Raw genomic sequence first — 21,597 nt, forward strand, 5'->3', positions numbered from 1 at the left:
TTATATGGTTGCCGCGGATGCTCGAACAGCCATAACGTTCGCGTTGTCTGCCGGCCACGCAGGCGACGCGCCGCAGGGACGCGAATTGCTAAAGAGCCTCGGGCCGGCCAATTGACCGCTGCACCTGTTGATGGATAAAGCGTACGAAGGCGGCGAAAGCAGGCAACTGGACTCGATTTGGGCTTCATCCCCGTTTGCGTGTGCATCTAACGCGGGCATCACCCATTCGCGTACCCGCTGCAAGACCGCAGGATCAGACCAGTCTGCCTTGGCCACAAAGTGGTGGAGTGACAGGTGCGTCGCACTCGCCTGAAGTGGGTCAATGTGCGCGGCCATCGGCTCGACGCTCTTGCGCGACAGCGGCAACGCCAAGCCCGAACAGCAACCCTTGAGGCCGGCATGATGATCGGCGTGCCCCTAATGCCTGCCCCAGATAATTCAGATACGTGTCAAATTCATCGATATCTTCTCCCATCGCGAATTCCGGAGTGTGTATTACCAAGTATCTCGTTGACGCAAAGGGATTTTATGACCCAGTAAGATTAGCGAAATGAGACGAGTTTCTGGCCTGCGGGCCGGCTCATCAGAAGGCGAAGGACGGATTTTGGAGATCTGGTACAAATTTCAATTCGAGCGAGAAACGGCGTATTCGCCGCCACTTCATCGAGTTGACAGGACTGCCTTCCAAATAGCGGGAACACTGATATCTTTGAGGCGCAGGTTCGTGAGATCGAATTCGGCGGCGGTCCGCGCCGGCCACGGCTCGGATGCGGCAAGATAAATTGCTCGAACTTCTCAACGGTCAATATCGTGCGAATCGCCTGTCGGCAATGGTTAGCAGCCGTTCTCGTGTCCCCAAAGCCTTGCCTTTAACCCGTCCGCCCTCGCCAACCCCGCGAACCTTTCCCGACGGGGCACGCAGACAAATTCCGCCCCTTCGGAAAAACCCGCAATCAGCTGCAACTTTCGATGTTGCTGTTCTTGTCGCAATTGGATTTCCCCACTGGATTTGGCGAGCCATCGCAATACATGTCGTTCGCGAACTCATTTGCGATGCGAATCAGTGTTATCCAAACAATCGATTTTGTAGCTTGAGGTGAGATGCCTCATAGTCGCTTACTACGACTCGCGGCACAGCTGCCGACTATCCGCACCGGAAAGGGAAACTTTCCTGACGTGCCCCGATGCAAGCGACGCTATCGGAGCGAATATTCATGTGAACGTCAAAATAAATTTTCTGCGCGAGCGGATACGAACAACCATTGGAACCGTGGCAATGACTGTATCGATCGTGATAGTGGGTGCCGGCTTTTGCGGGACGATGACCGCCACATGGCTACTATCGGATCAAACCGCAAAGCCCCTGTCGATCGCACTGGTCGATGCCAGCTATAGCGTTTCGCGCGGCATTGCTTATCGGTCGGACGAGGAAGGCTGGCTCCTGAACGCCCCCGCACGGGCCCTCAGTGTTGAGCGGGACAACGGGAACGGCTTTGTCGATTATTGCCGACTGCGGGGCCGGCCTGCGGAACCCGATGATTTCCTGCCACGCGCCTGGTACGGTGACTATCTTGCACATCGGCTAAAACAGGCAGTAGGAAAGTCGGGGAAGCATCAGTTTTCTCAACACGACGGATACGCCGTTGCGCTGGCGCCCGAAGAGGATGGCCGAACGAAGGTTTACTTGCACACGGGTGTGGAGATTTCTGCCGATCACGTCGTCCTTGCGACGGGCCACAGCTATGGCCGCCCCTCCATCACTGTAGCAGCGACCGGTGGCGCTTCACTCGATCAACGTTTCCTCGCGAATCCCTGGGACGCAGTTAAACTGCGGGCCGTGCCGGATGACAGCCAGTTCTTCATGTACGGGTCTGGTCTGACGGCACTCGACGTTGTTTACGCGCTGCATCGGCGCAGCGAAAAGTTGTGCTTCACTCTTATGTCCCGCCGTGGTTTGTTGCCCCAACACCACTGCCGGTCACTGCCGAAACTTCAGCTACAAGCGCGGCGGGCGCTTCTCGATCAACTGACTGCTGGCCCTAGGCACTGCCTCACCGCCGTACGCAAAGTCATTGCTGAACATCGCGCGAGAGGCGGTGACTGGCGCGAGGTGATCGATAGCCTGCGTCCTGCAGTACCGCAGATCTGGTCAAACTGGTCTGAGGCCGACCGGCGCGCTTTCGTGCGTCATATTGCGCCTTACTGGGAAACACATCGTCACCGACAGCCACCTTCCACGGCAGCGCTCGTCGCGTCACTCAGGATGAGTGGCCGCCTCTCGCTTATGAGTGGGCGAATCGAGACAATCAGCGCACATGGCGACGGGCTGCTGCTGGCTATTCGCCCACGCGCAGCAACGGGCTCGCGCGTTGTGCGCGCATCGTATTTCGTCAATTGCACGGGTGCCGGGATGGCTCCCGCTCATTCAGCTGCGGCGTCAGATACAGTACCGCATGCAGATCGCCTACATCGGCCTATAGCACACGGGTGCGATTCTCTTTTTGATCAGTTACGGCGCGACGGGATTGCAAAATTTGACTGGGCGGGGTTGTGTGTTGATGAGTCTTACCGCGTAGTCCGAGTCAATGGCTGCACGAATCCGTCGCTCTTTTATATTGGCCCCGCGCTTAGAAGACGCTTTTGGGAGGCGACGGCGGTGCCCGAATTGCTAATGCATATCGAGAGGATGACGGAGATCATGAGGCGGCAGTTTTCTGCACGTTAAACGCGAGCGCGTGGCCATGACAGGGTCATGGATGCAAGCGCACGCTCTGGTTCTGGCTCCAATATCGACGCCTGCCTTGTGATGTAAGCAACCGGTGAAGTCACCTTGCCCGGCGCGCGCGGAATCTATAGAGCGCTGGCGGAAGGTTCCCATCGGTGAGGCAGCAAGTCGTCGATGTCAGTCGCGAGATATGTGGGCAGGCGCGCGAGCACATCCTGCAGATAGGCGAGCGGATCGTGCCTGTTCAGTTGTCCCGAACGGATCAGGCTCATGATGGCAGAGGCCCGTTCCCCGGCGCGAAGTGAGCCCCGCAAACAACGAGTTTTTTCTCGCGGGGCCTAGGTGTCGATGGCGGTCAGTGTCCGCCCTTTTCAGGCGTCGTCGTATATCGACGTCGCGACAAAGGGCGAACAATCCAGATACTGCAAGCGCTAAGTGCGCTGTGAGCGGTATGACGACGATGCAGGTCGCGGCGTAGGGGGGCGTAGGGCGATTTGGAGACACGCCCCGCGTCGCGTCGTGGCAGCGGCATGGAAGAAAGGCGGTATGCGGTCCATTAAACTTGCGGTAACCCATGATTTTTTGAGAGTTCAAAGCCGAGTTGTATATCGATGAGTCTTCGCAAACCTCCCCAGATCGCGGTGTTTCCGGGCGGCGGGGCACTGGCTCGATCCATATCCGCCAAGCTGGGCAAGTTTGAGGAGATATCGTGTAAGAGGCGTAGCGTTCGAAGCTTCGCGTAGCTTCAAAGTGCCCGCGCACGATATCCTGCTCACAAGCTTCCGGATTTGAAAGAAATCGGTAAGCCGCCTTCGTATTGCGCCTTTGGTATCGGAGTTGTAATAGGACTGGATGCAGAGAAATTCCCGGATTGCCGCATAGTGACGAAACAAGACGGGCGACCTTGCCCTGTTGTAGCCGAATGCGGCCTCGGCGCCTATGTTCGCGCTCGCCCGGATGTGCTCGATGACAGCGGGGGGAATGGCGTCAACGAAGGGAAAGTAGTGCATCTGCTGAAAGGCCTTCAGCAAAACCAGCAGGCCCAGTCTCGAGGACTGGCCACGCGCGTTGCGGCGCACCCACTCGAGCTCTTCGACGTCCGGCGAATAGAACGCTTGCAATTCCTCCGGTGAAAAAACCTTGGGAAACCTCGGATACGCGGTACTTTCGATGGTCGCCATGCCGAATTCCGGATCTCGAATGGGCTGGCCAGTGTAGCGCAAAAAATCCGGCAAAGCCGTCACACCTGTGCCAGTCTTGAGCAACCAGTTGGCCGCGATAATTTTCGGATTCAGAACGCAGCGAAGGGGCAGAAACATGGGCAAAGCCAGCCAGCAGAAAAAATCGTCGCGTGCCCGCAAACTGGGCGTTGGCGACCTGGATGCATTGCGACGGGGAGCGGTTCAGTCAGGGAACCCGACGCTATCGTTCTCGATCGGAATGAACTGCCGCCGGAGCAGAAAATCTCCTGGCGCTCTCGCGCAAATGCTTCAGGATGAGGTATCCGATCATCCAACACTGGAGGAATATCAGAGCGCGCTAACGGCGATTGCGGCGGCGTGGAATACCAGCCTCCCGCCCGAGAGAGCGTGCTGAAGCGCTACGCGATCAGATCTTTGATAAAAGTGTTCCACCCGAAATACGGCGCGAGATAATACAGGGCATCGAGCGCCTGGTTGGGAAAATCTGACCCGCTTTCCCCGTGACCGCCGCCGTATCGTTTCGTGGAAGGCAAGGCTCGAAGGTGATGTACTCCGGGTCGTTGCCGCAGCGTCCGACGGTCCCCGGCACGACACTCTTGAGTGATGTCATACGGGGTTTGGCGCGAACGATGTCCGCGTAAGAAATCGCACATTCAGACCAGTCGGCCAAGGACTCGGCCGTCCCGCGCTGGCTGACCACGTTGACCTATCTGCATCTCGACGACGCAAGCGGACGCGATAGCTCAGGGAAGCATCCGCAGCCCGATTTCCTTACTCCACCAAGGCATAAAGATCCGCCACCTCATAACTTCTACACTTATGATCGCTATTCGGCTGAATCGTGGTCAGGGGCCTTCACGATATGCGGAAGGCCATTGCGAGTGGCCGCATTCGCGCTGAACGCCATTGAGGGCATGCGCCGGGTTATCTTCGTCATTTTTTCTCGAATCCTTTGCCCGCAATATCGTCGGCTCAAACTCCTGCCGCCGTTCGCCAATCCGGTTTTATGCGCTTGCTCGCTATCTCTCTGCGGTGCTTCGAGGATAGCCGAGGGGTGGAAACTACAGGGCTTTGGCATTCCATGCCTTAACGCCTCGAAAACATGGATTTGCCATACCCATCAACGACATTGACTCTCGCATAAATTTTATTTGTTATGGTTAACGCTATTACGGTATAAACTATGTGCTCGATTTCAGGCGATCACGCAATCGAAGTTCTAAAAAGATGGAATTAGACATCATCTAAACTGCAATGGCTTGCATTTTAATTTTCGTTAAATGCATTGCCAGATGCTCAGATAATTTAGCCCACTGCCATTGCAAAATGGAGGAATAAAGCCGACGATGAGAAATCTCTTTCTTGTTACCCTTGCGCTCAGCGCATCGTATTGCGCTGCTGCTGAAACATACGAAAGCTGCCCGACGCCCGCCGTCATCAAAATTGCGCGGAACGTGTACACTGCAACAACCAGCGATAACGAGGGGGAATGGACGGGTTTTGCGAGAGGACCGGACGACGGCAATATCAAGGAATTCACCTCAGCCACGTTTGATCCACCGCAGCTTGATAATGACGGTGTTGTGCAATCGGCGTCAGTCCAGTGCTCCTACGAACTTGCCAAAGGCGGACATGTGAATCTACGGTACATGCCTAGGTCTCCGCTACCAAGTCTAAGGGTAGATCAAGGCTTATGGCGCCGGAAATCTGGCCTTCGCGACCTTGACTACTATGAATGCACTCAGCCGACCGCGTTGCGTTGTAGGTTCGTTGTCGTTCGACGGTCCTGAACAAGCTGAGCGTCCGGCAGCGGCGGCTTCCCGGTGGGAGCCGTCTTGGTGCAATTTCAAGGACATTGACCTGTCGCCTCGCGAATCCTAGCGAGATTCACACGAGGTCAACGGTACGTTTAGCGGAGAAGAATCTGCTCCGGCATCCGCTGCGAGAACAGGTCAATGTGAAGCACCAACTGGTGGATCTGGCTGGAACCGACCTTCTGCTTGGTTTTCGCGTCCCAAAGGCCTTTGGTTGCACGGCAGCATCCGGACAGCAGCGCAACCAGCAGCAGCGTCAGACACGACACGGACCATTCCCGCACGAAGGTATCCGCGCATTGCGCGAATCGCGCCACCGCCGCTGCGCCCCGCTGGAGTTCGCGCAGGATCACGCCCACATCTCCTACCGGTGCGCGAGGCACTTTCCTCCTCCATCGATCCCAGCCGATGGCCAGCGCCGCGTCAGCCAGGACAGGCCACAGCGCCCCGGGCGCGAGCGCGTCGGGCAGCGTGCCAACCGGGATGTGCAGATACAGCACTCATAGCCCGATCAGCGAGGCCAGCACCATGGCGAACCACGTGAGCGGTGCGGGGACGCGGGCATGGGCATCCGTCGATCAGCCCCTTCGTGCCGATCAACGCCAGAATGCCCAGAATCGCGACGATACCGAGCGGCCGGTTGAACACCAGCAGCGCTGAGCACCACGCCGATCAGGCCCAGCGGCATCACCGCAACCTCCATGGCCAGACGCCGGAAGCACACCAGCAGCACCATCATGCTCGTGAACATCAGCACGATCATGACCGGCACCACCGCAAAGACCGACGTCCGGGAGATCGCGCTTTCCTCGAATAGGCCGCTGGTTTCGACCCGGTAGCCGCCCGGCAGCTTCGCCTTGAACGCGTCGATCTTCGGTGCCACCGTCGCGACGACTTCGTCGGACACGCCGACCAACATAATTTATATGAACGCCCCCGATGCGCCAGTTTTTCTTGCGTGTTGATTCGACACGTTTCGCAACGAGAACCCGATCGACATCGCGGCCAGCCTCATTCGCTGCGGGCCCCGATGAAATCCGCTGACTCGCCCCTCATTTGTCGCACGAGCTCAACGCTCGAATTATGCTTCAAGTTCAGCGAGTCACGGTCCGACCAGTCTTGTCATCACGCTCGGTTGCCAACGCAACCTTTCGACGTCATTCGTCCAAGCTTTACTCTGTTGCTCGATCTATCAAGCTGACTTCGCTAGAAGTCAGAGGCCCCGTAGCTTGGATAGCAGGGTGGCGGGAAACCAAACCTCTGAAGCCTATCGACAGGCATTTCCTAGGGGAATGCGCGAGTCATCGGGCCGTAACAAAAGTGAACGTAGATGTGGCCTCGAAAATGAAAAGCTCCGAGGGCCGAGCCCGCAACCGTGAGGGTGAAGGCAGCATGGGTAGCGGAATTCTGACCGATACGGCTATTCCACTTCGGCGGGGTGGAAGCGACGGCACGAAGACAAGGACATGCTGAGCAACTGGAGAAGCCCTCCTCGCCCCGGCGCGAAATCGCCGGAGCAAGGTAGGTTCTATAACCGGCGACCCGGGAAGTGGACCGAAGGCGAGAGGGTGGCGGATGGGCCCGTAGTAGCCGTGAAGCCGGGTAACGCTGGTGGAGCGAAGGGGCCCTGCTGTTTGTAACTTCCTCGACAACATGGGAGGCAAGGACGAGATGACAAAGGCCAGTGTCGAACAAATGCGACACCGTTCCACCGTGCCGCCAGTTTGCTTTGTATTTCACTGATTATCGAAGGTCTTCACCTCACTACAGTCAGTTAATCTCACCGGTCGCTGGAACCTCGCTTTCGCTCAGCGGACACTGATCATACCCACTCGCATTCACTGATGGCATAAAAATTGCCTCAAGGTAAGCCGACGACGTAACCGATACACCTATACATAGTCAAGGCCAAACATCCATGCAAAAAATTGTCACCATCTTTCTGCTTCTAATTTCCTACTGCACGTTGCTATCGGCTGCTGACAACCAGGGGAACGGAACCATACCCCCCCCTTTTCCTCTTACCCCCTCAGACTTTCAGCGGGCTCTCACAGTTCGTTATCAATACTCGGATAAAATTGTCAATTTCGTCGATACCCCCCCTTTCTGGCTTTCGCCCGAGACCCTTGCCTACCGACGGACGACACATGGTGAGCGCCAGTTCATTAAACTCAATATCAAAACTGGGAAGAAGCAACCAGCTTTCGATCATGGCCGCCTTGCCGAAGCATTAAATAAGGCGGCCTCCTCGAATTTCCGAGGCAATTCGCTGCCCTTTGACCGCTTCGAAATCGGACAAGACGGCAACCAGTTGCTGTTCTCCATTGGTTCCGTTCAGTGGAGTTGTGATCTTTCAAGCTACATCTGCACTAGGATCTCTCAGGGCGAAATCTTGCCATTTCATAACGACTTCACGCCAACGGCTGCAAGCGATAGTCGAATCACAATCGATTCACCGGACGGCAAGTGGAAAGCATATATCAAAAACTCCAACGTCTTTCTAATGAGTAAGGACGGATCCGTAAATGTACCGTTAAGTTGGGACGGGACAGAAGCGAACAATTACGTCTTCTCATCCCTAAAGTGGTCCCCTGACTCCAATCACCTCGCAGGTTACCGTGTCGCCCTCGGCCAACCGCGTCAAATCGTGCTTGTCAATTCCTCAGCAACAAACCATCAAGCCAGGTATGAGCCAATAGAGTATGCCAAAGCGGGAGATATTCTTCCGCGACCGCAACCGGTACTATTCGACATAGTCAACAAGCGCATGATCAATATCGACAATGCTTTGTTCCCGAATCCTTTTGACCTTTCCAAAATTAATTGGCGGAAGGATGGGGAAGGCTTTACATTTGAGTACAACCAACGCGGCCATCAGCTCTACCGAGTAATCGAGGTGGAGGCCGCCACCGGCCGTACGCGCTCTTTGATCGATGAGGTCAGCTCCACGTTCGTCGATTATACAGATTTAAGAAATAACCAAATAGATTCCGGAAAATACTTTCGCTACAATGTTAATGATGGAGAGGAAATTATCTGGGCATCCGAACGCGATGGATTTGAACATCTGTACCTCTTTAATGGCCGTACCGGTGTTTTAGAAAACCAAATCACCAAAGGTGACTGGATTGTCCGCGCGGTGGACCACATCGATCCAGTCAGAAGGGAAATTTGGTTTGAAGCAAGCGGAATGAATGTCGGCGAGGACCCTTATTTCGTTCATGCCTACCGAATTGGCTTCGACGGAAAGGGGCTGACATCACTTACGCCAGAACCGGCCAATCATCACATCGAGTTTTCTCCTGACGGTAGCTTCTACGTCGACCTCTGGTCGCGTATCGACCTTCCCCCACGCATGGCGCTTTTCCGGTCTAGCGACAACGCTAAACTGATGCAGATCGAGAGCACCGACATCTCCCAACTCGAATCTAATGGATGGAGAGCACCAATCAATTTTGTTGCCAAAGGGCGCGATGGTAAGACCGATATTTGGGGAATCATTCATCTACCAAATAGATTCGATCCACATCTGAAGTATCCTGTGGTGGAGGATATATATGCCGGCCCGCAAGGCTCTCGCGTCCCAAAGTCATTCACAACCACAACAGAGCCCCTTACTCAGTTGGGTTTTATCGTTGTGCAAATCGACGGAATGGGCACTAACAACCGTTCACGCCTTTTTCATGACGTCGCGTGGAAGAATCTGAAAGATGCAGGCCTTCCCGATCGCATTCTGTGGCATAAGGCGGCTGCCTCTCTATATCCCTGGTACGACATCTCGAATTTAGGAATCTTCGGTACATCAGCTGGCGGCCAGAACGCCATTGATGCACTGCTATTCCATTCTGACTTCTATAAGGTTGCGGTAGCCAACAGTGGTTGCTATGACAACCGTATGGACAAGATATGGTGGAACGAACAGTGGATGGGCTGGCCCGTCGGCATTGAATACTCACAGTCCTCTGCCATCGACAATGCCGACAATCTACACGGCAAACTTATGCTTGTTGTGGGCGAAATGGACCACAATGTCGATCCGGCCTCCACCTTTGCGCTCGCCGACAGTCTCATTAAGGCGGGAAAGGAATTCGAAATGGTCTATGTGCCTGGTGCTGATCATGGAGCCCCCGGTATCTTCACCGAGCGCAAGCTCATGGATTTCTTCGTTCGCAATATTTTCGGGCAAGATCCGCCTAATTGGAACGCCACATCGACGCGTTTTCCGTCGAGTTGATGACCCTTTATACTGATCGCCGTGGCATTGAGTTCGTAGGATTTTTGTATGGTCACATTCAATCGCTTACGTTGGGCTTAGGACTGCTATTGCTTGCCTTCGTTGAACGCAAGCCCGCAAGATTCGTGTGGGAGACCGGCGCAGTGTCATCGCCGGTCGCTGAGCGTCGCCGTCGTTCAGGCGCCACGCCGAAAGCAGTGGGGTCAATGCCTTTGCGCGTTGGCGATCGTACTCGCTCTGGCGCTTGAAAAATTTCTCGCCTCAGCGGTCTTGGACCTGAGGATTGAAAGTGGCACGGCCATTGGGATGCCAACGAGATCATTCGCTTGTAGGGGTTATAAGCTGGAACCGCCGATTTTTTCGAAATTCTTCGGGTTCAATAGGTTAGCGGCTATTTTCGGGCGGCAAAGGCCTGATCCATATCCCTCGCACGCTGGATTTCGTCGCCATGCAGGTACATCGATGTCGTCGCGATCGATGCATGGCGCAGGTTGTCGCGCACGCTGGCCAGTTTGGCCCCGCTAGCGAGCGCGTGGCTCGCGTGACTGTGGCGCATCCAGTGCGGATTCGCGCGGCGCAATTTTTCGGCAGCTACCGGATGATCGGCCTCGATCACGTCGGCTGCCTGTGCGAAGAAGCGGCGCATGACGCGCCCCAGACGCGAACCCGCGATACCCGCGTCGCCGTCTTCGCCCAGACTCGCGACCAGTGATGTCTTCGGGTTCCAACGTTGTGGCGTGACAGCAGGCGTCGCTGTGCAAGGTACTGATCGAGCGCAGTACGCGCGAGCGGCGGCAGTGCCACCTTGCCGGGCTTGCTGCCCTTGCCGACCAGATGCAGCCAGTGATCACCGTGCCCGTCCACGCGGATGCTGCCGAGCTCGGCGCCGACCAGTTCGCTCGCGCGCAGACCCGTCGCGTAGCCGAAGTCAAGCAGGACGCGCAGCCGCTGCGCCGCTGGCTCCGACCAGCCATAGGACGTAAGCGGTGATTTCAGCACACCGAATAAAGAATCGTTTGCGACAGACGAGCAAGCGCAGCCGTACCGCGATGGTCGGGGTCAACCGGCGATATCCGCGTCGAGGTGATGAGCCTGCGCGTGAGCCAGCATGCCGACGCGCATTCAGTTCGTCAGCCGGTCTCTTCCTTTTCCTTTTGTTGCCGGGCGTAATTGAACGTAAGCGCCTCACGCCGGCCGTTCGCGATGGTTGCGCGCGCGTGGCATGCTGTTGATAGCGCGTTGATTGAGAGCTCGTGGGTAGCTTACAGGAGACGTTGCGGAGATCAGGTTGTCGCTGACGACGGAGCGGATTTCGTAGGCAACTTGCCGGTCACGTTCCAGGGCAGCAGTTCGTCGATGCGACTGATTTTGTGATCAGCGATGTGAGTCAGGACGTATTCGAGATATGCACGCGGGTTGATGTCGTTCAGCTTGCATGTGCCGATGAGGCCGTACATTGCAGCGGCCCGTTCACCGCCACTGTCGGACCCCGCAAAGAGGAAGTTCTTCCTTCTACGCAGAATTGTGCGTAGAAGGAATAATGCACAGCCGCAAATTACGCCGAGCCGTTCGTTGCCGATCGATGCTGTGCGAGTCGCCGGGCCGGTTCCCGAGGATTATCGGTCCGGCGATCTACGCATAATTACAGCGACTCCAGGAACTGAAGAAGACGGTCTGGCGGCCGATATCGACGGTTCTTCACGTGCGGCGGTTGAATGTTGTGGAGCGCGCGCTCTTTCATGGTGAGATCGGCTTCCATGTATCCATGTGTAGTCGACGGACTTTCGTGCCCCAGCCACAACGCGATGACGGACAGGTCAACGCCGGATTGAAGTAGATGCATGGCTGTCGCGTGCCTCACCAGGTGCGGAGATACGGATCGTTTGGCGAGTTGTGGGCATTGGCTCTTTGCCCGCGTTACAGCAATTCTCAGCCTGTCAGCGACGTTGGAGCGAGTCATCGCGTTGCCCGACCGGTTCGGAAACAGTCGTTGACTTGGTTCATCCTGGATACGTGGTAACCATCGCTTGATGAGCGTGGCCGTTGAACGCCATAGTGGAACTGTGCGCTGCTTTCGACCTTTGCCAAGAATACGGACAAAGGGTGTCGGGCCCAAGATGACGTCGCCGACACGCAGAGCGAGTATCTCCGATACCCGCGCCCCAGTGTTATACATGGTGGCCAGCAGGACCCTGTCGCGTTGACCGAACCAGGTGTCAGGATCTGGCGCCGCTATTAGCTGCTGGATCTCATCGCGCGACAGAAATCCAACCATAGGTTTCTCGCACCGCTTCATTGGCACCGCAAGTACACGCTGGATAACGTCCATCGATGCAATGTCACGATAGGCGGCATACTTCATGAACGACCGAACCGCCGCAAGTCGAACATTGCGTGTGCGCGCGCAGTTATGCCGATCAACCTCGAGATGTCGTAGAAAGGCCAGCACCGTCGGCGCGTCGATGTCGGCCAGCGTCAGATCAGATGGACACTTGCCGGTGCGCTCAGAAGCAAATCTGAGAAACAGGCGAAACGTATCTCGATAGCTGGAGATGGTCTCCGGGCTGACGGCGCGTTGGTCCATCAATCGTTCGACGAAGAAATCCTGTATGAGCGTGGCGAAACTCGGTGACGGGCGGACTTTACTCATGGCTCACTCCTTCAGCAAAGGACGCGAATTTCTCGCTCACCATTTCCATGAGGTCGGGCACAGCGCTCAGATACCAGTAGGTATCGCTCGGCTTCACGTGCCCCAGATAGGTCGACAGGGCAATCATCCGGTTGTCGACATTCACGCCTTCCTGATGCCATTTCAGAATCCGCCGACAAACGAACGTGTGACGCAGATCCTGAATTCGAGGCGATACGTGGTCGCCTCGAGCGACCCACCCCAGTCGATCACGGAGACGAGCGAACGTCCAGTGAACTGTTCTCGCATCCAACTTTCTGCCGGCAAGACTCACGAAGAATGAATCGCACGGCTCAGCGACGATGACCAGTGTACGGCGGGTTCTGTATCGCTTCAGCGCGAGAGTCACTGTTGGGTGCATCACAATAAGGCGCGACTTTTTGAACTTCGTCTCACGCACAATCAGCGTGCCCTGAGCAAGGTTCACGTCGTCCATGGACAGATTGATAGCTTCTGAGATCCGGAGTCCAGTTGCCGCAATCAGGCCGAACAGAGTTTCGTAGGTGAGCGGTCTGATCGAACCGGTGGGCAACATCGCAGCTGACGCTGAGAGGAGTTCGACGATTTCTTGCTCCGTGTAGATATGCGGCGTGAGCCGACGATGAGCCCGCCCGCACAGATCACGTGGCGGAATAGCAGTGGCTGGAGCGAATTGCTTGAGATACTTCGCGAAGGGGCGGATAACCTCAATCCTGCGCGCCCAAGTAATGGCCCTATCGCTCGGCGTCGAGTGCGCCCAATCAAGGACCAGCCGCTCACTGATTGGTCCGCAATGCCCCGTGGCATCTGCGAAACGAGCGAAGTTCATCAGCGTTTGCCCCGAGATCTTAAGATCGAAACCGAGGGAGCGTCGTTCAGCGAGATACGCCTCCAGCAGCGATACCATTGTGTCTGCTGACTTGACGGTGCGCTTCATGATGTGCTCCCCGGCCAGGGAAGCGCCACGATCTTCAAGCTGTTCTCGTCGATCTTCGTGTAGATCGCGGTGGTGTCGATGCTTTGATGGTGGAGTACGTCGGCGACTTCCTTCAGCGAAGAGCCTGACTCGAGAAGTCGTCGGGCAACGCTGTGCCTCAGTAGATGGGTCCCCGACCGATCAGTCCAGCCGCAACGAACGTACGCAGCATGCACTGCCCGATGAACGCAGCCCGTCGCTATCGGAACATCAGCCGGTGCATAAAGACGGATGAAGACAGCGCGAGATGTCGTCGTCACCTTCCTGGTCAACCGGATGTAGTCTGCGATTGCTTGACCAGTCGGTTCGGGCAGGGGGATGACGTATTCCCGTCGCGATTTGGTACGCTGGATGCGCAGCGTTCCTTCCCGCCAGTTGATATCGTCGAGCTGGATCTGCACGACTTCGGCTGCCCGTAAGCCAAGGTCCGCCAAACAGCGAATCATGGCGTAATCACGCAGGCCGCAAGCCGTATTGTGATCGAAGGCACTCAGGAGCAGCGCGATCTCGGTGTCCGAGAGGGTTTCGGGCAGCGCTGCTAGCCGCCATCCGGCTACGCCCGGAACTGCCGCGATCAGCTCTTGAATGCAATCGCCATACTGCATGGCTCTGAATCGCAAATAGCTGCGTAGCGTTACACCAGCCACATGAGCTGTTCCCGCCCCGCACCCATCAGGGTATCGCGTCACGAACCTGAGAATATCCCGATTCGATATTCGCACCAGCTCAATGTCCTTGCGACCAAAGTAGTGGCCCAGGAAATCGCGAATGATGCGACCACGCTGATATCGCGTGCACTCAGCAAGACCACAGACTTCCTTGAGGTATTCGGTGAAGCGGCACACCTCATGCCGTACAGTGTCTGGCTCTGACCACAAAAACCGAGGAACGGTGCTCACATTGAGCACAACCAGCAGATGTCGAAGTGCTGCACTCACATCTGCCCGACTTCTCGGAGTGGGATCGGGGCACGAGCATCGCGGCAGATGATCGCTAACGAACGTGCAGACAAGTCGATCGTCAATCCGGACTGCGGCTATTCGATGTACATTGAGCCAATGCGCGAAGTGCGCGACGCACCTGACATAGTGGTTGACGGTACTGGCTGCGTAGCCGGTATCAACGAGGTATTTGCAGTAGTCCTCTGCGAAGTCAGCAAGGACGCTGTGCCACAACCATGCCTGTGGTTGTGGTCGTAGTGGAACCAGGGCGATCATGATACTCTCCTGAAAGGGATTGCTACCCGATCAGGAAAACACGCTTTTTTATGCGTAGTTTGTTCCGATACGCGGCGCTCCGCACGGCGAGTCGCACCAATGCTCGTGGCGCTCTGAAGAATGCAAACTCCGCGTAATTTCCCGCTGCGCATTATTCCTTCCCAGGCTCACGCAGCGCAGGGCGTTTTCCGCGAGCGCGTTGCTGATCTCGATGCGACCGTCTTCGCAGTAAAGAACGAGCGCCTGCCATTGATTGAGCGAGTAGCGTATCGCTTTGGTCAGTTCAGATTTAGCCGACAGGGTCGCGACCTTTTCCACCATCCATGCCTTGATGGCCTCGAGCAACGGCAGGCTGCTTTCCTGCCGTATGCGTAAGCGCTCGGCAGCAGGTCTGCCGCGGATGTTGGCCTCGATGCCGTAAAGCTCGCCGATCCGCTCGAGTATGTACCTCGTCGCCTCGGTCGGCGTGCGTACGTGGCACTTCTGCGCCAATCGTTATGACCACTCCGAACGGCTCCAACGTGACCGGCTCCATTTCCCGTGTCTCTGGTGGCTATACCGTGAGCTACAACACAGCGTCGGATATGAGGCTTAAGGACGTTCTGTCTTATCCAACGGACAGCCTCGCCAGGCTGATGGAGCTGCGCCCCGTCAATTTCGCGTGGAAGGTCGATAAGGAGCATAAGCCTGTCAATGGCTTCTTGGCCCAGCAGGTCTACAAGGTCTATCCGGATGCCGTCAAGGTCGGCGGTGCCAATCCGCATACCGACCCGTGGCAGATGGACTACGGGCGGCTAACCCCGCTTCTCGTGGGCGCGATTCAGGATCAGCAGCGCGAAATTAAGGACCAGCAGCGCAAAATTAACGAGCTTACCAATCGCGTCGCCGCTCTTGTGCGCCAATGCGGGGTAGGCAAACCACGTCATCACCTGCACTAAGATCAGGCTACTCGGCGATGCTTGGTTCTCACTAAACGCATCGGGCGGCGCAGCTTCACGCGAACTTCCTGAGATTCATATTTCGCGTCCAGCTAGTGTTCCGTTCCGCTGATTCGCGTACATAGTCTTTGTAGCTTGGCGAGGATCGAATCAGCGGTAGCGGTCCACATGAATGGCTTGCAGTCTTGGTTGTAGTGAGAGACGAATTGATCGATACGTTTAACCAGTTGCCTGACCGAACCAAACGAGCCTCGGCGTACGGCCTTGCCGGTGATCAGCGCGAAGAAACGTTCGACCTGGTTAAGCCACGAACTGTAAGTCGGAATGAAATGCATATGCCACCGGGGACGTGCGGCCAACCACGCTTTGACCTTCGGATGCTTGTGGGCACTGTAGTTGTCCACGATGCAGTGCACGTCAAGGTCGGCCGGCACTGCCTTGTCGATTTCACGCAGAAACGACAGGAACTCCTGATGCCGATGACGCGGCTTGCACGTGGCGAGCACAGCGCCGTTGAGCACGTTCAGGGCAGCAAACAGCGTGGTGGTGCCGTGTCGAACGTAATCGTGCGTGACGCCTTCGACGTACCCGAAACCCATCGGCAGCATGGGTTGCGTACGCTCGAGCGCCTGACACTGGCTCTTCTCGTCGACGCACAAGACCAACGCGTTCTCCGGCGGGCTCAGATACAGGCCGACCACATCGCGCAGTTTCTCGATAAAGAATTGATCTGTAGAGAGCTTGAAGCTTTCGCTGCGATGCGGTTGCAGACCCAGCAGCTTGAAGTAGCGGTGCACACTCGTCGGCGAGATAGCAGTTTCGGCGGCAATCGTGCGTACGCTCCAGTGCGTAGAGCCATCCGCCGGTTTGGTGTGCAGGGTCTTGTGAATCAGCTGAGCCAGCCGCTCATCGTCGATCGTGCGCGGCTTGCCGGGGCGCACTTCGTCATAGAGTCCGTTGATGCGCTGTTCCAGAAACCGGAGGCGCCATTTGCCCACCGTGGCACGCGTGAGTTGCAGGCGTTGCGCGATGGCGCTGTTAGGTTCTCCGTCAGCCGCCGCCAGTATGATGCGCGCCCGCTCGACCAACGCAGCCGAAATCGAGCGAGAACGTGCGATCGACATCAGTTGCGAGCGCTCGTCCTCGCTCAACACCAGTTCCGCTTTCGGTCGCCCCATCGCCATGCTGATGTCTCCTGTTTCGTCGACGTCAACATGCTACGCGAACATAGATCAGTTAACAACGGAACGGGACACTAGCGGCCCGAGTGCATCGAACAGATCAACGGCACAGCTGACGGACTACCTAGCCACAGTATTGGTGGCCGCAAGATCGCGGATGCTCTCATCTGTGATCCGCGATGAATTTTCTCCGATCTTGACTCAATCCAGTTTCCCATCCCTGGCGCGTCGGCAGATGGTGTTGCGGGACACGTTGAGCGCGGCGGCCGATTCATCGACTGGAGAGACGCCCAATCATCCCCCCCGACAAGAAATTCGCTATCATCCTCTGACTGGGTTCATGCGCCGCCCAGACGCTATTGTCAGCAGGCTTAGGTATGCTTCGCGCATGTGTAGAGATACGGGCAAGGGGCTAACGATAGTGCTTTCATTTAGCGATTCTTAGTTCTACATTCGAATTTTCCTGCCGGGGGAAGAAACATGCGATTTAGATCTAACAGTGACCCAACAAGAGCAGACACCGGTCCAGTAAGGCCGCCGTTTCTCTACTTTTATTGCGAGGCGGCAGACTATGCGGACATCGTCCGTGACAGTGCGGTCTGGGTAAGCGGTGGCGTTCCTAACCCTGCCCCAGGCGCCGCACATGGTGCATTCCCTGTCGGCGCCTATGCCTCATCTACACGGCCTGAGGTTGTGGGTTTGGCGACGAATGCATTCATCACCCAGTGGTACGGAAATTATCAGGCCGTTCTGACTCACTATGTCGAGTTTAAGATTGACGACGGATGGAACCCGGAAGGACACAACTATCTGGCGCCGAACACAGCAGCTCAGTTTGGATGGCATTGGGTCAATCCAAACAACAATACGAATATGACACGTGGCGGAAACCAAAGACAAGCCGTAAGCATCCACATTACCGATCACGGGCAAATACCCTAACCGCATATGTTCCATCAAGCTGATGGTGAATGATAGCGGTATTGGCATTCGACGCACGTCCTACTATTAGTAAGATTAGTAAATCACCGAGCTGTGGCCGGTTTTGACGGGCCTCAGGATCCGGCAGCGTGGGCTCATCAATGGCATGAAGGCGGAAGTCATACCTATAAACGAATCTATCGCGTAAGCGGGAGCCGGTGTAGCATGACGCTCGATACACTGGGTCCGCCATGGAGTCGGACTCCACAGAACCAGAACGAGGTCGGGGATGATAGGGATCAGTCTGAGTCGCGGTAGTGCTGCCGCGTGTGTGTTGGCCGTATCTCGGCGCGGCAGTTTCGTGGCACTGTTGGCGCTTGCGAGCACGGTCCACGCTTACCAGGCGTCCACCCCCGATGAGTCCCAACTGCAGGAGCACGGCCACTATGTAAACCACGATGGGCACGTCGTGCATGCTCCTGCTCACTCCCGAAACGGCGTCGTACCGGTCGGTGCGACTGCAAGATGTGGCGATGGGACATACAGTTTCAGCCAGCACCACTCGGGCACGTGTTCGCGTCACCACGGTGTCGCCGAATGGGAATAACGAAAAACCGGGAGCGAACGATGAAACGCAGAGTGACGGGTGTCGTCGCGATGCTGGCGCTTGGTGCTTGCGCCACGGTTCACGAAAGCTATGCCCCAGATGGGCGGCGTGCTTATATGCTGAACTGCAGCGGCTTCGCCCGCGGCTGGGACAAGTGCTTTGAGGCGGCTGGGGATCTCTGCAAGGCGACCGGTTTCGACGTGATCGACCGAAGCGATGAAGATGCGGCTGCGATGGGTGCGAACCACAGCGGTCTCCTCGGAGCGAAAACAAATGAACGATCGATGGTCATCGCCTGCAAGAAGCCAGCGGCCTAATCCTTGCTGAACGAAAATTACGCGGCCAAGCCGAGTCGCTTGACAGGCGCTTGCCGCAAGCTCGGACGGTGCTGTGATCGCCCAAATTCCTCCCTGAACAGTCTGAAAGGCCTTATGCCGCCGCAGCCAGGTCGCCATGCGGACCACTCGAGAAGGCGCGCGGGATACACGATCGTCGGTCTCGTGGGTGGCAGTGATGTTGCAGCCACAAGCGTCAGCACTTCAGGCGGTACAGTCGGTGGGAGCTTCGTAGCCCCCCCCCGGCGCCACTTGTGAGTTGACGATTTCAGGCACTCCGACGCTGAATAGCTGGGTCGAAGAATACTCAACCCTGCTATGGCGAGAATGGGGGCCCCGAGCCGCTGCGGAGCGGATGGGGGCCTAGACCGACCATCGAAGAATAGACCAACGAAGGCGGCCACTGGAATTTTAACCCGATTAATGCACACCGCGAGCCACCGTGACAGCGGCTAGAATCAGACGACCCGCTGCGCGTTTTTGGCATATTGGCGTTATGGGGTCTGCTTGGCTTTTTGATGCTTCTTCTTTTCGTGGTATATCGCCCTAACCTTCATAAACCATGAGTAGCATATCCCTACTTTCAGCAAGAGGATCTGCCAATTTTCCCAGGTTTCGTTCGAGAATGACGGATGCTGAATTGCCCCATGCGCGAGCATTACCGATACTACCAAGGTTGAGATCGCCGCGAATAGGAGGAGACTACCAAGGATCACGATGAACTCGACCCCTTCGATGTCCGCCCCGTTCGTTCGAAACATGAGGCTGCGAACCGAATCGCGAGTAGAGTCGATGAAGAAAAAGAAGACAACGAAGGCCACGTCGGGCGATCCGCGTAGCTCACGCATCTGGTCAGGCCAGAAGAACAGATATAAGAGGCTAAGGGCGAGAAGCGGGATGCACGTGTAAATCGTTAATACGACGGCAGATAGCCCAGCGCTCAGCCACTGGGTAACCTCTTCACGGACTCTATCCTTATTGAAGCGAATTTTCGGCATAAATCCGGGTTATCGGCTGGATCTATCCCGACTTTAGGCGAAGTGCATTGGAGACGCGGGGCTGCGCCGCGAACTTTTCCAGTTGGCCTGTAGTATCGCGATATAGTGATGGAAAAGTCGTGTCCCAGCATTAGAGCCTCAACAGCTTTCAAGTTATAGAGGTAAGGAGCTAGGGCCACGCGCCAATGCGATTTGCATAAACTCTTTCAAGTCTTCGGGGTTAGCATGGACTGCGTCACTGTATCGGCAACTGAGCTACTGGAAATCTTACGGTCTCTAGGCGCACCGGCCGTCATAACAAAGAACAAGCATCCGGAATCTGAGGGAAATTTTCGAGAGCGACCAGACCATCCGGACCAAATGTTGGACGGGTATTGGCCTAGCAAGCCCACACGCGTCACAGCTGACAACGGCTCTGCCATTCACTTTGTGGAGCGACTCAAGCGCGTCTGGGTGGGGGATTATCTGGGCGCGGAGGAATGGGACGGTCGCGCAGGTATCTATTCGCTGATCCTCGGCGATGCGCAATGTTTTGAAGTTCCTGACCTCGACCTCACCGACGAATGCCAGCGCGAACTGTGCGAGATCCTCAAAAAGCCAGGGGCCGTAACTTATTCCTATTTTGAGCCGAATGTGGCAACCGAAGTGGACGATCGGATGGATTCCGGTCCTGCGTTCCGGCTCGCACAAATCAAGCAGCGACTTCAACAACAAGCATTCAGGAAAGCCGTTTTCCGATTCCTGGGTGCTCGCTGTGTGGTCACCGACTGTACTGCTGAGGTCCTTCTGGAAGCGGCGCATCTCAAAGGAAGACGCTGGGAAAATGGAGACAATTCCGAACGCGACGGAATCCCGTTGCGCGCCGATGTCCATCGAGCATACGACGCGGGACTGGTCTTGATAGGGAGCACAGGCTGAGCAGGGTTGACTCCAGCCTTTTGGAGGAATATGGGCAATACCTCCGGCCGCGGGAGTGACAACTCTGGGCCGTGCATAGCCTGCGCGCCGATCCTAATCCAGCTTTACTACGCCCATGTGCATAGCCCGTATCAGCGCACATTACGACTAGCTTGTCGTGCGAAGGATTAAAGATGACCACGCCTGACGAAGATTTTGACTACCGGATTCGGGTAAATTACGTCCAAGAGTTTAGGGACGCATCGGGCCAGCTTCTTGACGTTTGGAGGACGCCGATATGTCCGATGCTGGCGAATGTCGAAGACGAACTGGCAAGATTCAATGCGAACTATGCACGCCCGAATACCGGAGCGTTAGTGCTCAGTGAGCCCTATCGTATTGCTGAAGATGCCCATATGAGTTTCCCCAATTCGTGTTATGCCGGGGTCTATTTCATGTTTGATAGTATCGGCAGGCTGCTCTACATCGGGCAGTCGGCGGGTCTCGGTTCACACTTCGGCTGGAACGAGAATAGAACAGCAGGCGTAGCGCGGGAGGCAAGATTCCATGAGGTGCATCATATAAGGACGATAGGTCTGTCTCAGGAAAGTGCGTTTGAGGCACCGGCGATCGAGTTGTGGTTTATTCAGCAACTGAATCCGCCGCTCAACAATCTGCACGCGCGAAGCAGAACCGTTATTTCGATATAGGTAGCAGTACAGCGGCTGCTGGACTCTCGGAACTTGCATCTGCTTCCGGGTGACTGCTGCCAAGCAATTCTCTGCGATCGGCGCCGCGAGCGCAGGCGGTTGAAATAGCGGTAGTTGAGTCGTAAGCGATCCATTATCGCCGTCCCTCTGAGTGGTGGACAGGCGCGTTGATTC

The 21,597-nt window shown here is 56.2% G+C and carries 17 protein-coding genes and 6 pseudogenes; 10 read left to right on the top strand and 13 right to left on the bottom strand.

Going from position 1 to position 21,597, the window contains the following annotated elements; all coding sequences use genetic code 11:
• Positions 1-195, top strand: a pseudogene (locus ACOJB8_RS38925) (IS5-like element ISCARN85 family transposase); the annotation flags it as partial.
• 6 nt (positions 196-201) lie between these two features.
• Here ACOJB8_RS38925 and ACOJB8_RS38930 read toward each other — a convergent pair.
• Positions 202-475 (bottom strand): annotated as a pseudogene (locus ACOJB8_RS38930) (transposase); the annotation flags it as partial.
• An 801-nt stretch (positions 476-1,276) separates the two neighbouring features.
• Here ACOJB8_RS38930 and ACOJB8_RS38935 point away from each other — a divergent pair.
• Positions 1,277-2,725 carry an FAD/NAD(P)-binding protein gene (locus tag ACOJB8_RS38935; RefSeq protein WP_475017518.1) on the top strand — a complete coding sequence of 483 codons (1,449 nt, stop codon included), beginning with the start codon at positions 1,277-1,279 and terminating at the stop codon, positions 2,723-2,725.
• A 125-nt stretch (positions 2,726-2,850) separates the two neighbouring features.
• Here ACOJB8_RS38935 and ACOJB8_RS38940 read toward each other — a convergent pair.
• Together ACOJB8_RS38940 and ACOJB8_RS38945 are read right to left on the bottom strand one after the other, a co-directional pair.
• Positions 2,851-3,033 (bottom strand): annotated as a pseudogene (locus ACOJB8_RS38940) (transposase domain-containing protein); the annotation flags it as partial.
• Positions 3,034-3,315: 282 nt separating this feature from the next.
• Complete coding sequence (locus ACOJB8_RS38945; protein WP_475017543.1) at positions 3,316-3,906, bottom strand: DUF4158 domain-containing protein; 591 nt, start codon at positions 3,904-3,906, stop codon at positions 3,316-3,318.
• Between the two features lie 136 nt (positions 3,907-4,042).
• Here ACOJB8_RS38945 and ACOJB8_RS38950 point away from each other — a divergent pair, with 136 nt between their 5' ends.
• Positions 4,043-4,321 carry a hypothetical protein gene (locus ACOJB8_RS38950; RefSeq protein ID WP_141710967.1) on the top strand — a complete coding sequence of 93 codons (279 nt, stop codon included), beginning with the start codon at positions 4,043-4,045 and terminating at the stop codon, positions 4,319-4,321.
• A gap of 952 nt (positions 4,322-5,273) precedes the next feature.
• Entirely contained in the window at positions 5,274-5,717 is a 444-nt protein-coding gene (locus ACOJB8_RS38955; protein WP_083245742.1) for a DUF3757 domain-containing protein, read from the top strand.
• 119 nt (positions 5,718-5,836) lie between these two features.
• On the opposite strand, the gene ACOJB8_RS38960 is transcribed toward ACOJB8_RS38955, so the two are convergent.
• Positions 5,837-6,241, bottom strand: coding sequence for a hypothetical protein (locus tag ACOJB8_RS38960; RefSeq protein WP_475017521.1), 405 nt, complete (start codon positions 6,239-6,241; stop codon positions 5,837-5,839).
• Between the two features lie 11 nt (positions 6,242-6,252).
• Positions 6,253-6,648: an efflux RND transporter permease subunit gene (locus ACOJB8_RS38965; protein WP_141710968.1), complete on the bottom strand. Its 396-nt coding sequence runs from the start codon at positions 6,646-6,648 to the stop codon at positions 6,253-6,255.
• A 1,011-nt stretch (positions 6,649-7,659) separates the two neighbouring features.
• On the opposite strand from ACOJB8_RS38965, the gene ACOJB8_RS38970 reads away from it, so the two are divergent.
• A complete protein-coding gene (locus ACOJB8_RS38970) occupies positions 7,660-9,975 on the top strand; it encodes a S9 family peptidase (RefSeq protein WP_475017523.1) in 2,316 nt (771 codons plus the stop codon).
• A gap of 391 nt (positions 9,976-10,366) precedes the next feature.
• Here the strand turns inward: ACOJB8_RS38970 and ACOJB8_RS38975 are convergent.
• The 6 genes and pseudogenes from ACOJB8_RS38975 to ACOJB8_RS39000 form a co-directional block, all read right to left on the bottom strand.
• Positions 10,367-10,953 (bottom strand): annotated as a pseudogene (locus ACOJB8_RS38975) (tyrosine-type recombinase/integrase); the annotation flags it as partial.
• A gap of 305 nt (positions 10,954-11,258) precedes the next feature.
• Positions 11,259-11,489 (bottom strand): annotated as a pseudogene (locus ACOJB8_RS38980) (transposase domain-containing protein); the annotation flags it as partial.
• Between the two features lie 128 nt (positions 11,490-11,617).
• Positions 11,618-12,625: a site-specific integrase gene (locus ACOJB8_RS38985; RefSeq protein ID WP_475017525.1), complete on the bottom strand. Its 1,008-nt coding sequence runs from the start codon at positions 12,623-12,625 to the stop codon at positions 11,618-11,620.
• Positions 12,618-13,580 carry a tyrosine-type recombinase/integrase gene (locus ACOJB8_RS38990; protein WP_475017527.1) on the bottom strand — a complete coding sequence of 321 codons (963 nt, stop codon included), beginning with the start codon at positions 13,578-13,580 and terminating at the stop codon, positions 12,618-12,620. The genes ACOJB8_RS38985 and ACOJB8_RS38990 overlap by 8 nt, the downstream gene beginning before the upstream one ends.
• Positions 13,577-14,836 carry a tyrosine-type recombinase/integrase gene (locus tag ACOJB8_RS38995; protein WP_475017528.1) on the bottom strand — a complete coding sequence of 420 codons (1,260 nt, stop codon included), beginning with the start codon at positions 14,834-14,836 and terminating at the stop codon, positions 13,577-13,579. The genes ACOJB8_RS38990 and ACOJB8_RS38995 overlap by 4 nt, the downstream gene beginning before the upstream one ends.
• 150 nt (positions 14,837-14,986) lie before the next feature.
• Positions 14,987-15,313, bottom strand: a pseudogene (locus ACOJB8_RS39000) (IS66 family transposase); the annotation flags it as partial.
• 20 nt (positions 15,314-15,333) lie between these two features.
• Here ACOJB8_RS39000 and ACOJB8_RS39005 point away from each other — a divergent pair.
• The gene (locus ACOJB8_RS39005; protein WP_475017530.1) at positions 15,334-15,774 is read left to right on the top strand and encodes a tail fiber domain-containing protein; all 441 of its coding nucleotides are present in this window, start codon (positions 15,334-15,336) and stop codon (positions 15,772-15,774) included.
• 92 nt (positions 15,775-15,866) lie between these two features.
• Here ACOJB8_RS39005 and ACOJB8_RS39010 read toward each other — a convergent pair whose 3' ends face one another.
• The gene (locus tag ACOJB8_RS39010; RefSeq protein ID WP_475017532.1) at positions 15,867-16,958 is read right to left on the bottom strand and encodes an IS630 family transposase; all 1,092 of its coding nucleotides are present in this window, start codon (positions 16,956-16,958) and stop codon (positions 15,867-15,869) included.
• Between the two features lie 1,207 nt (positions 16,959-18,165).
• Between ACOJB8_RS39010 and ACOJB8_RS39015 the strand changes: the two genes are divergently transcribed.
• Together ACOJB8_RS39015 and ACOJB8_RS39020 are read left to right on the top strand one after the other, a co-directional pair.
• Positions 18,166-18,483, top strand: a complete 318-nt coding sequence (locus tag ACOJB8_RS39015) for a DUF3761 domain-containing protein (protein WP_475017534.1) — start codon at positions 18,166-18,168, stop codon at positions 18,481-18,483.
• A 20-nt stretch (positions 18,484-18,503) separates the two neighbouring features.
• On the top strand, positions 18,504-18,800 hold the full coding sequence (locus ACOJB8_RS39020; RefSeq protein WP_475017536.1) for a hypothetical protein: 297 nt from the start codon (positions 18,504-18,506) through the stop codon (positions 18,798-18,800).
• A gap of 512 nt (positions 18,801-19,312) precedes the next feature.
• Here ACOJB8_RS39020 and ACOJB8_RS39025 read toward each other — a convergent pair.
• On the bottom strand, positions 19,313-19,816 hold the full coding sequence (locus ACOJB8_RS39025; RefSeq protein WP_475017538.1) for a hypothetical protein: 504 nt from the start codon (positions 19,814-19,816) through the stop codon (positions 19,313-19,315).
• A gap of 429 nt (positions 19,817-20,245) precedes the next feature.
• Here ACOJB8_RS39025 and ACOJB8_RS39030 point away from each other — a divergent pair, with 429 nt between their 5' ends.
• Both ACOJB8_RS39030 and ACOJB8_RS39035 read left to right on the top strand, forming a co-directional pair.
• Entirely contained in the window at positions 20,246-20,734 is a 489-nt protein-coding gene (locus ACOJB8_RS39030) for an HNH endonuclease (protein WP_475017540.1), read from the top strand.
• 173 nt (positions 20,735-20,907) lie between these two features.
• A complete protein-coding gene (locus ACOJB8_RS39035) occupies positions 20,908-21,423 on the top strand; it encodes a GIY-YIG nuclease family protein (protein WP_475017541.1) in 516 nt (171 codons plus the stop codon).
• The last annotated feature ends 174 nt before the right edge of the window (positions 21,424-21,597 follow it).

It is taken from the genome of Paraburkholderia sp. BR10141, from assembly GCF_056155635.1.

Excerpts from the sequence above, each read along its gene's own strand:
- ACOJB8_RS38935 (WP_475017518.1), top strand. The coding sequence starts at position 1,277 with ATGACTGTATCGATCGTGATAGTGGGTGCCGGCTTTTGCGGGACGATG.
- ACOJB8_RS38945 (WP_475017543.1), bottom strand. The coding sequence starts at position 3,906 with ATGGCGACCATCGAAAGTACCGCGTATCCGAGGTTTCCCAAGGTTTTT.
- ACOJB8_RS38950 (WP_141710967.1), top strand. The coding sequence starts at position 4,043 with ATGGGCAAAGCCAGCCAGCAGAAAAAATCGTCGCGTGCCCGCAAACTG.
- ACOJB8_RS38955 (WP_083245742.1), top strand. The coding sequence starts at position 5,274 with ATGAGAAATCTCTTTCTTGTTACCCTTGCGCTCAGCGCATCGTATTGC.
- ACOJB8_RS38970 (WP_475017523.1), top strand. The coding sequence starts at position 7,660 with ATGCAAAAAATTGTCACCATCTTTCTGCTTCTAATTTCCTACTGCACG.
- ACOJB8_RS38985 (WP_475017525.1), bottom strand. The coding sequence starts at position 12,625 with ATGAGTAAAGTCCGCCCGTCACCGAGTTTCGCCACGCTCATACAGGAT.
- ACOJB8_RS38990 (WP_475017527.1), bottom strand. The coding sequence starts at position 13,580 with ATGAAGCGCACCGTCAAGTCAGCAGACACAATGGTATCGCTGCTGGAG.
- ACOJB8_RS38995 (WP_475017528.1), bottom strand. The coding sequence starts at position 14,836 with ATGATCGCCCTGGTTCCACTACGACCACAACCACAGGCATGGTTGTGG.
- ACOJB8_RS39005 (WP_475017530.1), top strand. The coding sequence starts at position 15,334 with ATGACCACTCCGAACGGCTCCAACGTGACCGGCTCCATTTCCCGTGTC.
- ACOJB8_RS39010 (WP_475017532.1), bottom strand. The coding sequence starts at position 16,958 with ATGGCGATGGGGCGACCGAAAGCGGAACTGGTGTTGAGCGAGGACGAG.
- ACOJB8_RS39015 (WP_475017534.1), top strand. The coding sequence starts at position 18,166 with ATGATAGGGATCAGTCTGAGTCGCGGTAGTGCTGCCGCGTGTGTGTTG.
- ACOJB8_RS39020 (WP_475017536.1), top strand. The coding sequence starts at position 18,504 with ATGAAACGCAGAGTGACGGGTGTCGTCGCGATGCTGGCGCTTGGTGCT.
- ACOJB8_RS39025 (WP_475017538.1), bottom strand. The coding sequence starts at position 19,816 with ATGCCGAAAATTCGCTTCAATAAGGATAGAGTCCGTGAAGAGGTTACC.
- ACOJB8_RS39035 (WP_475017541.1), top strand. The coding sequence starts at position 20,908 with ATGACCACGCCTGACGAAGATTTTGACTACCGGATTCGGGTAAATTAC.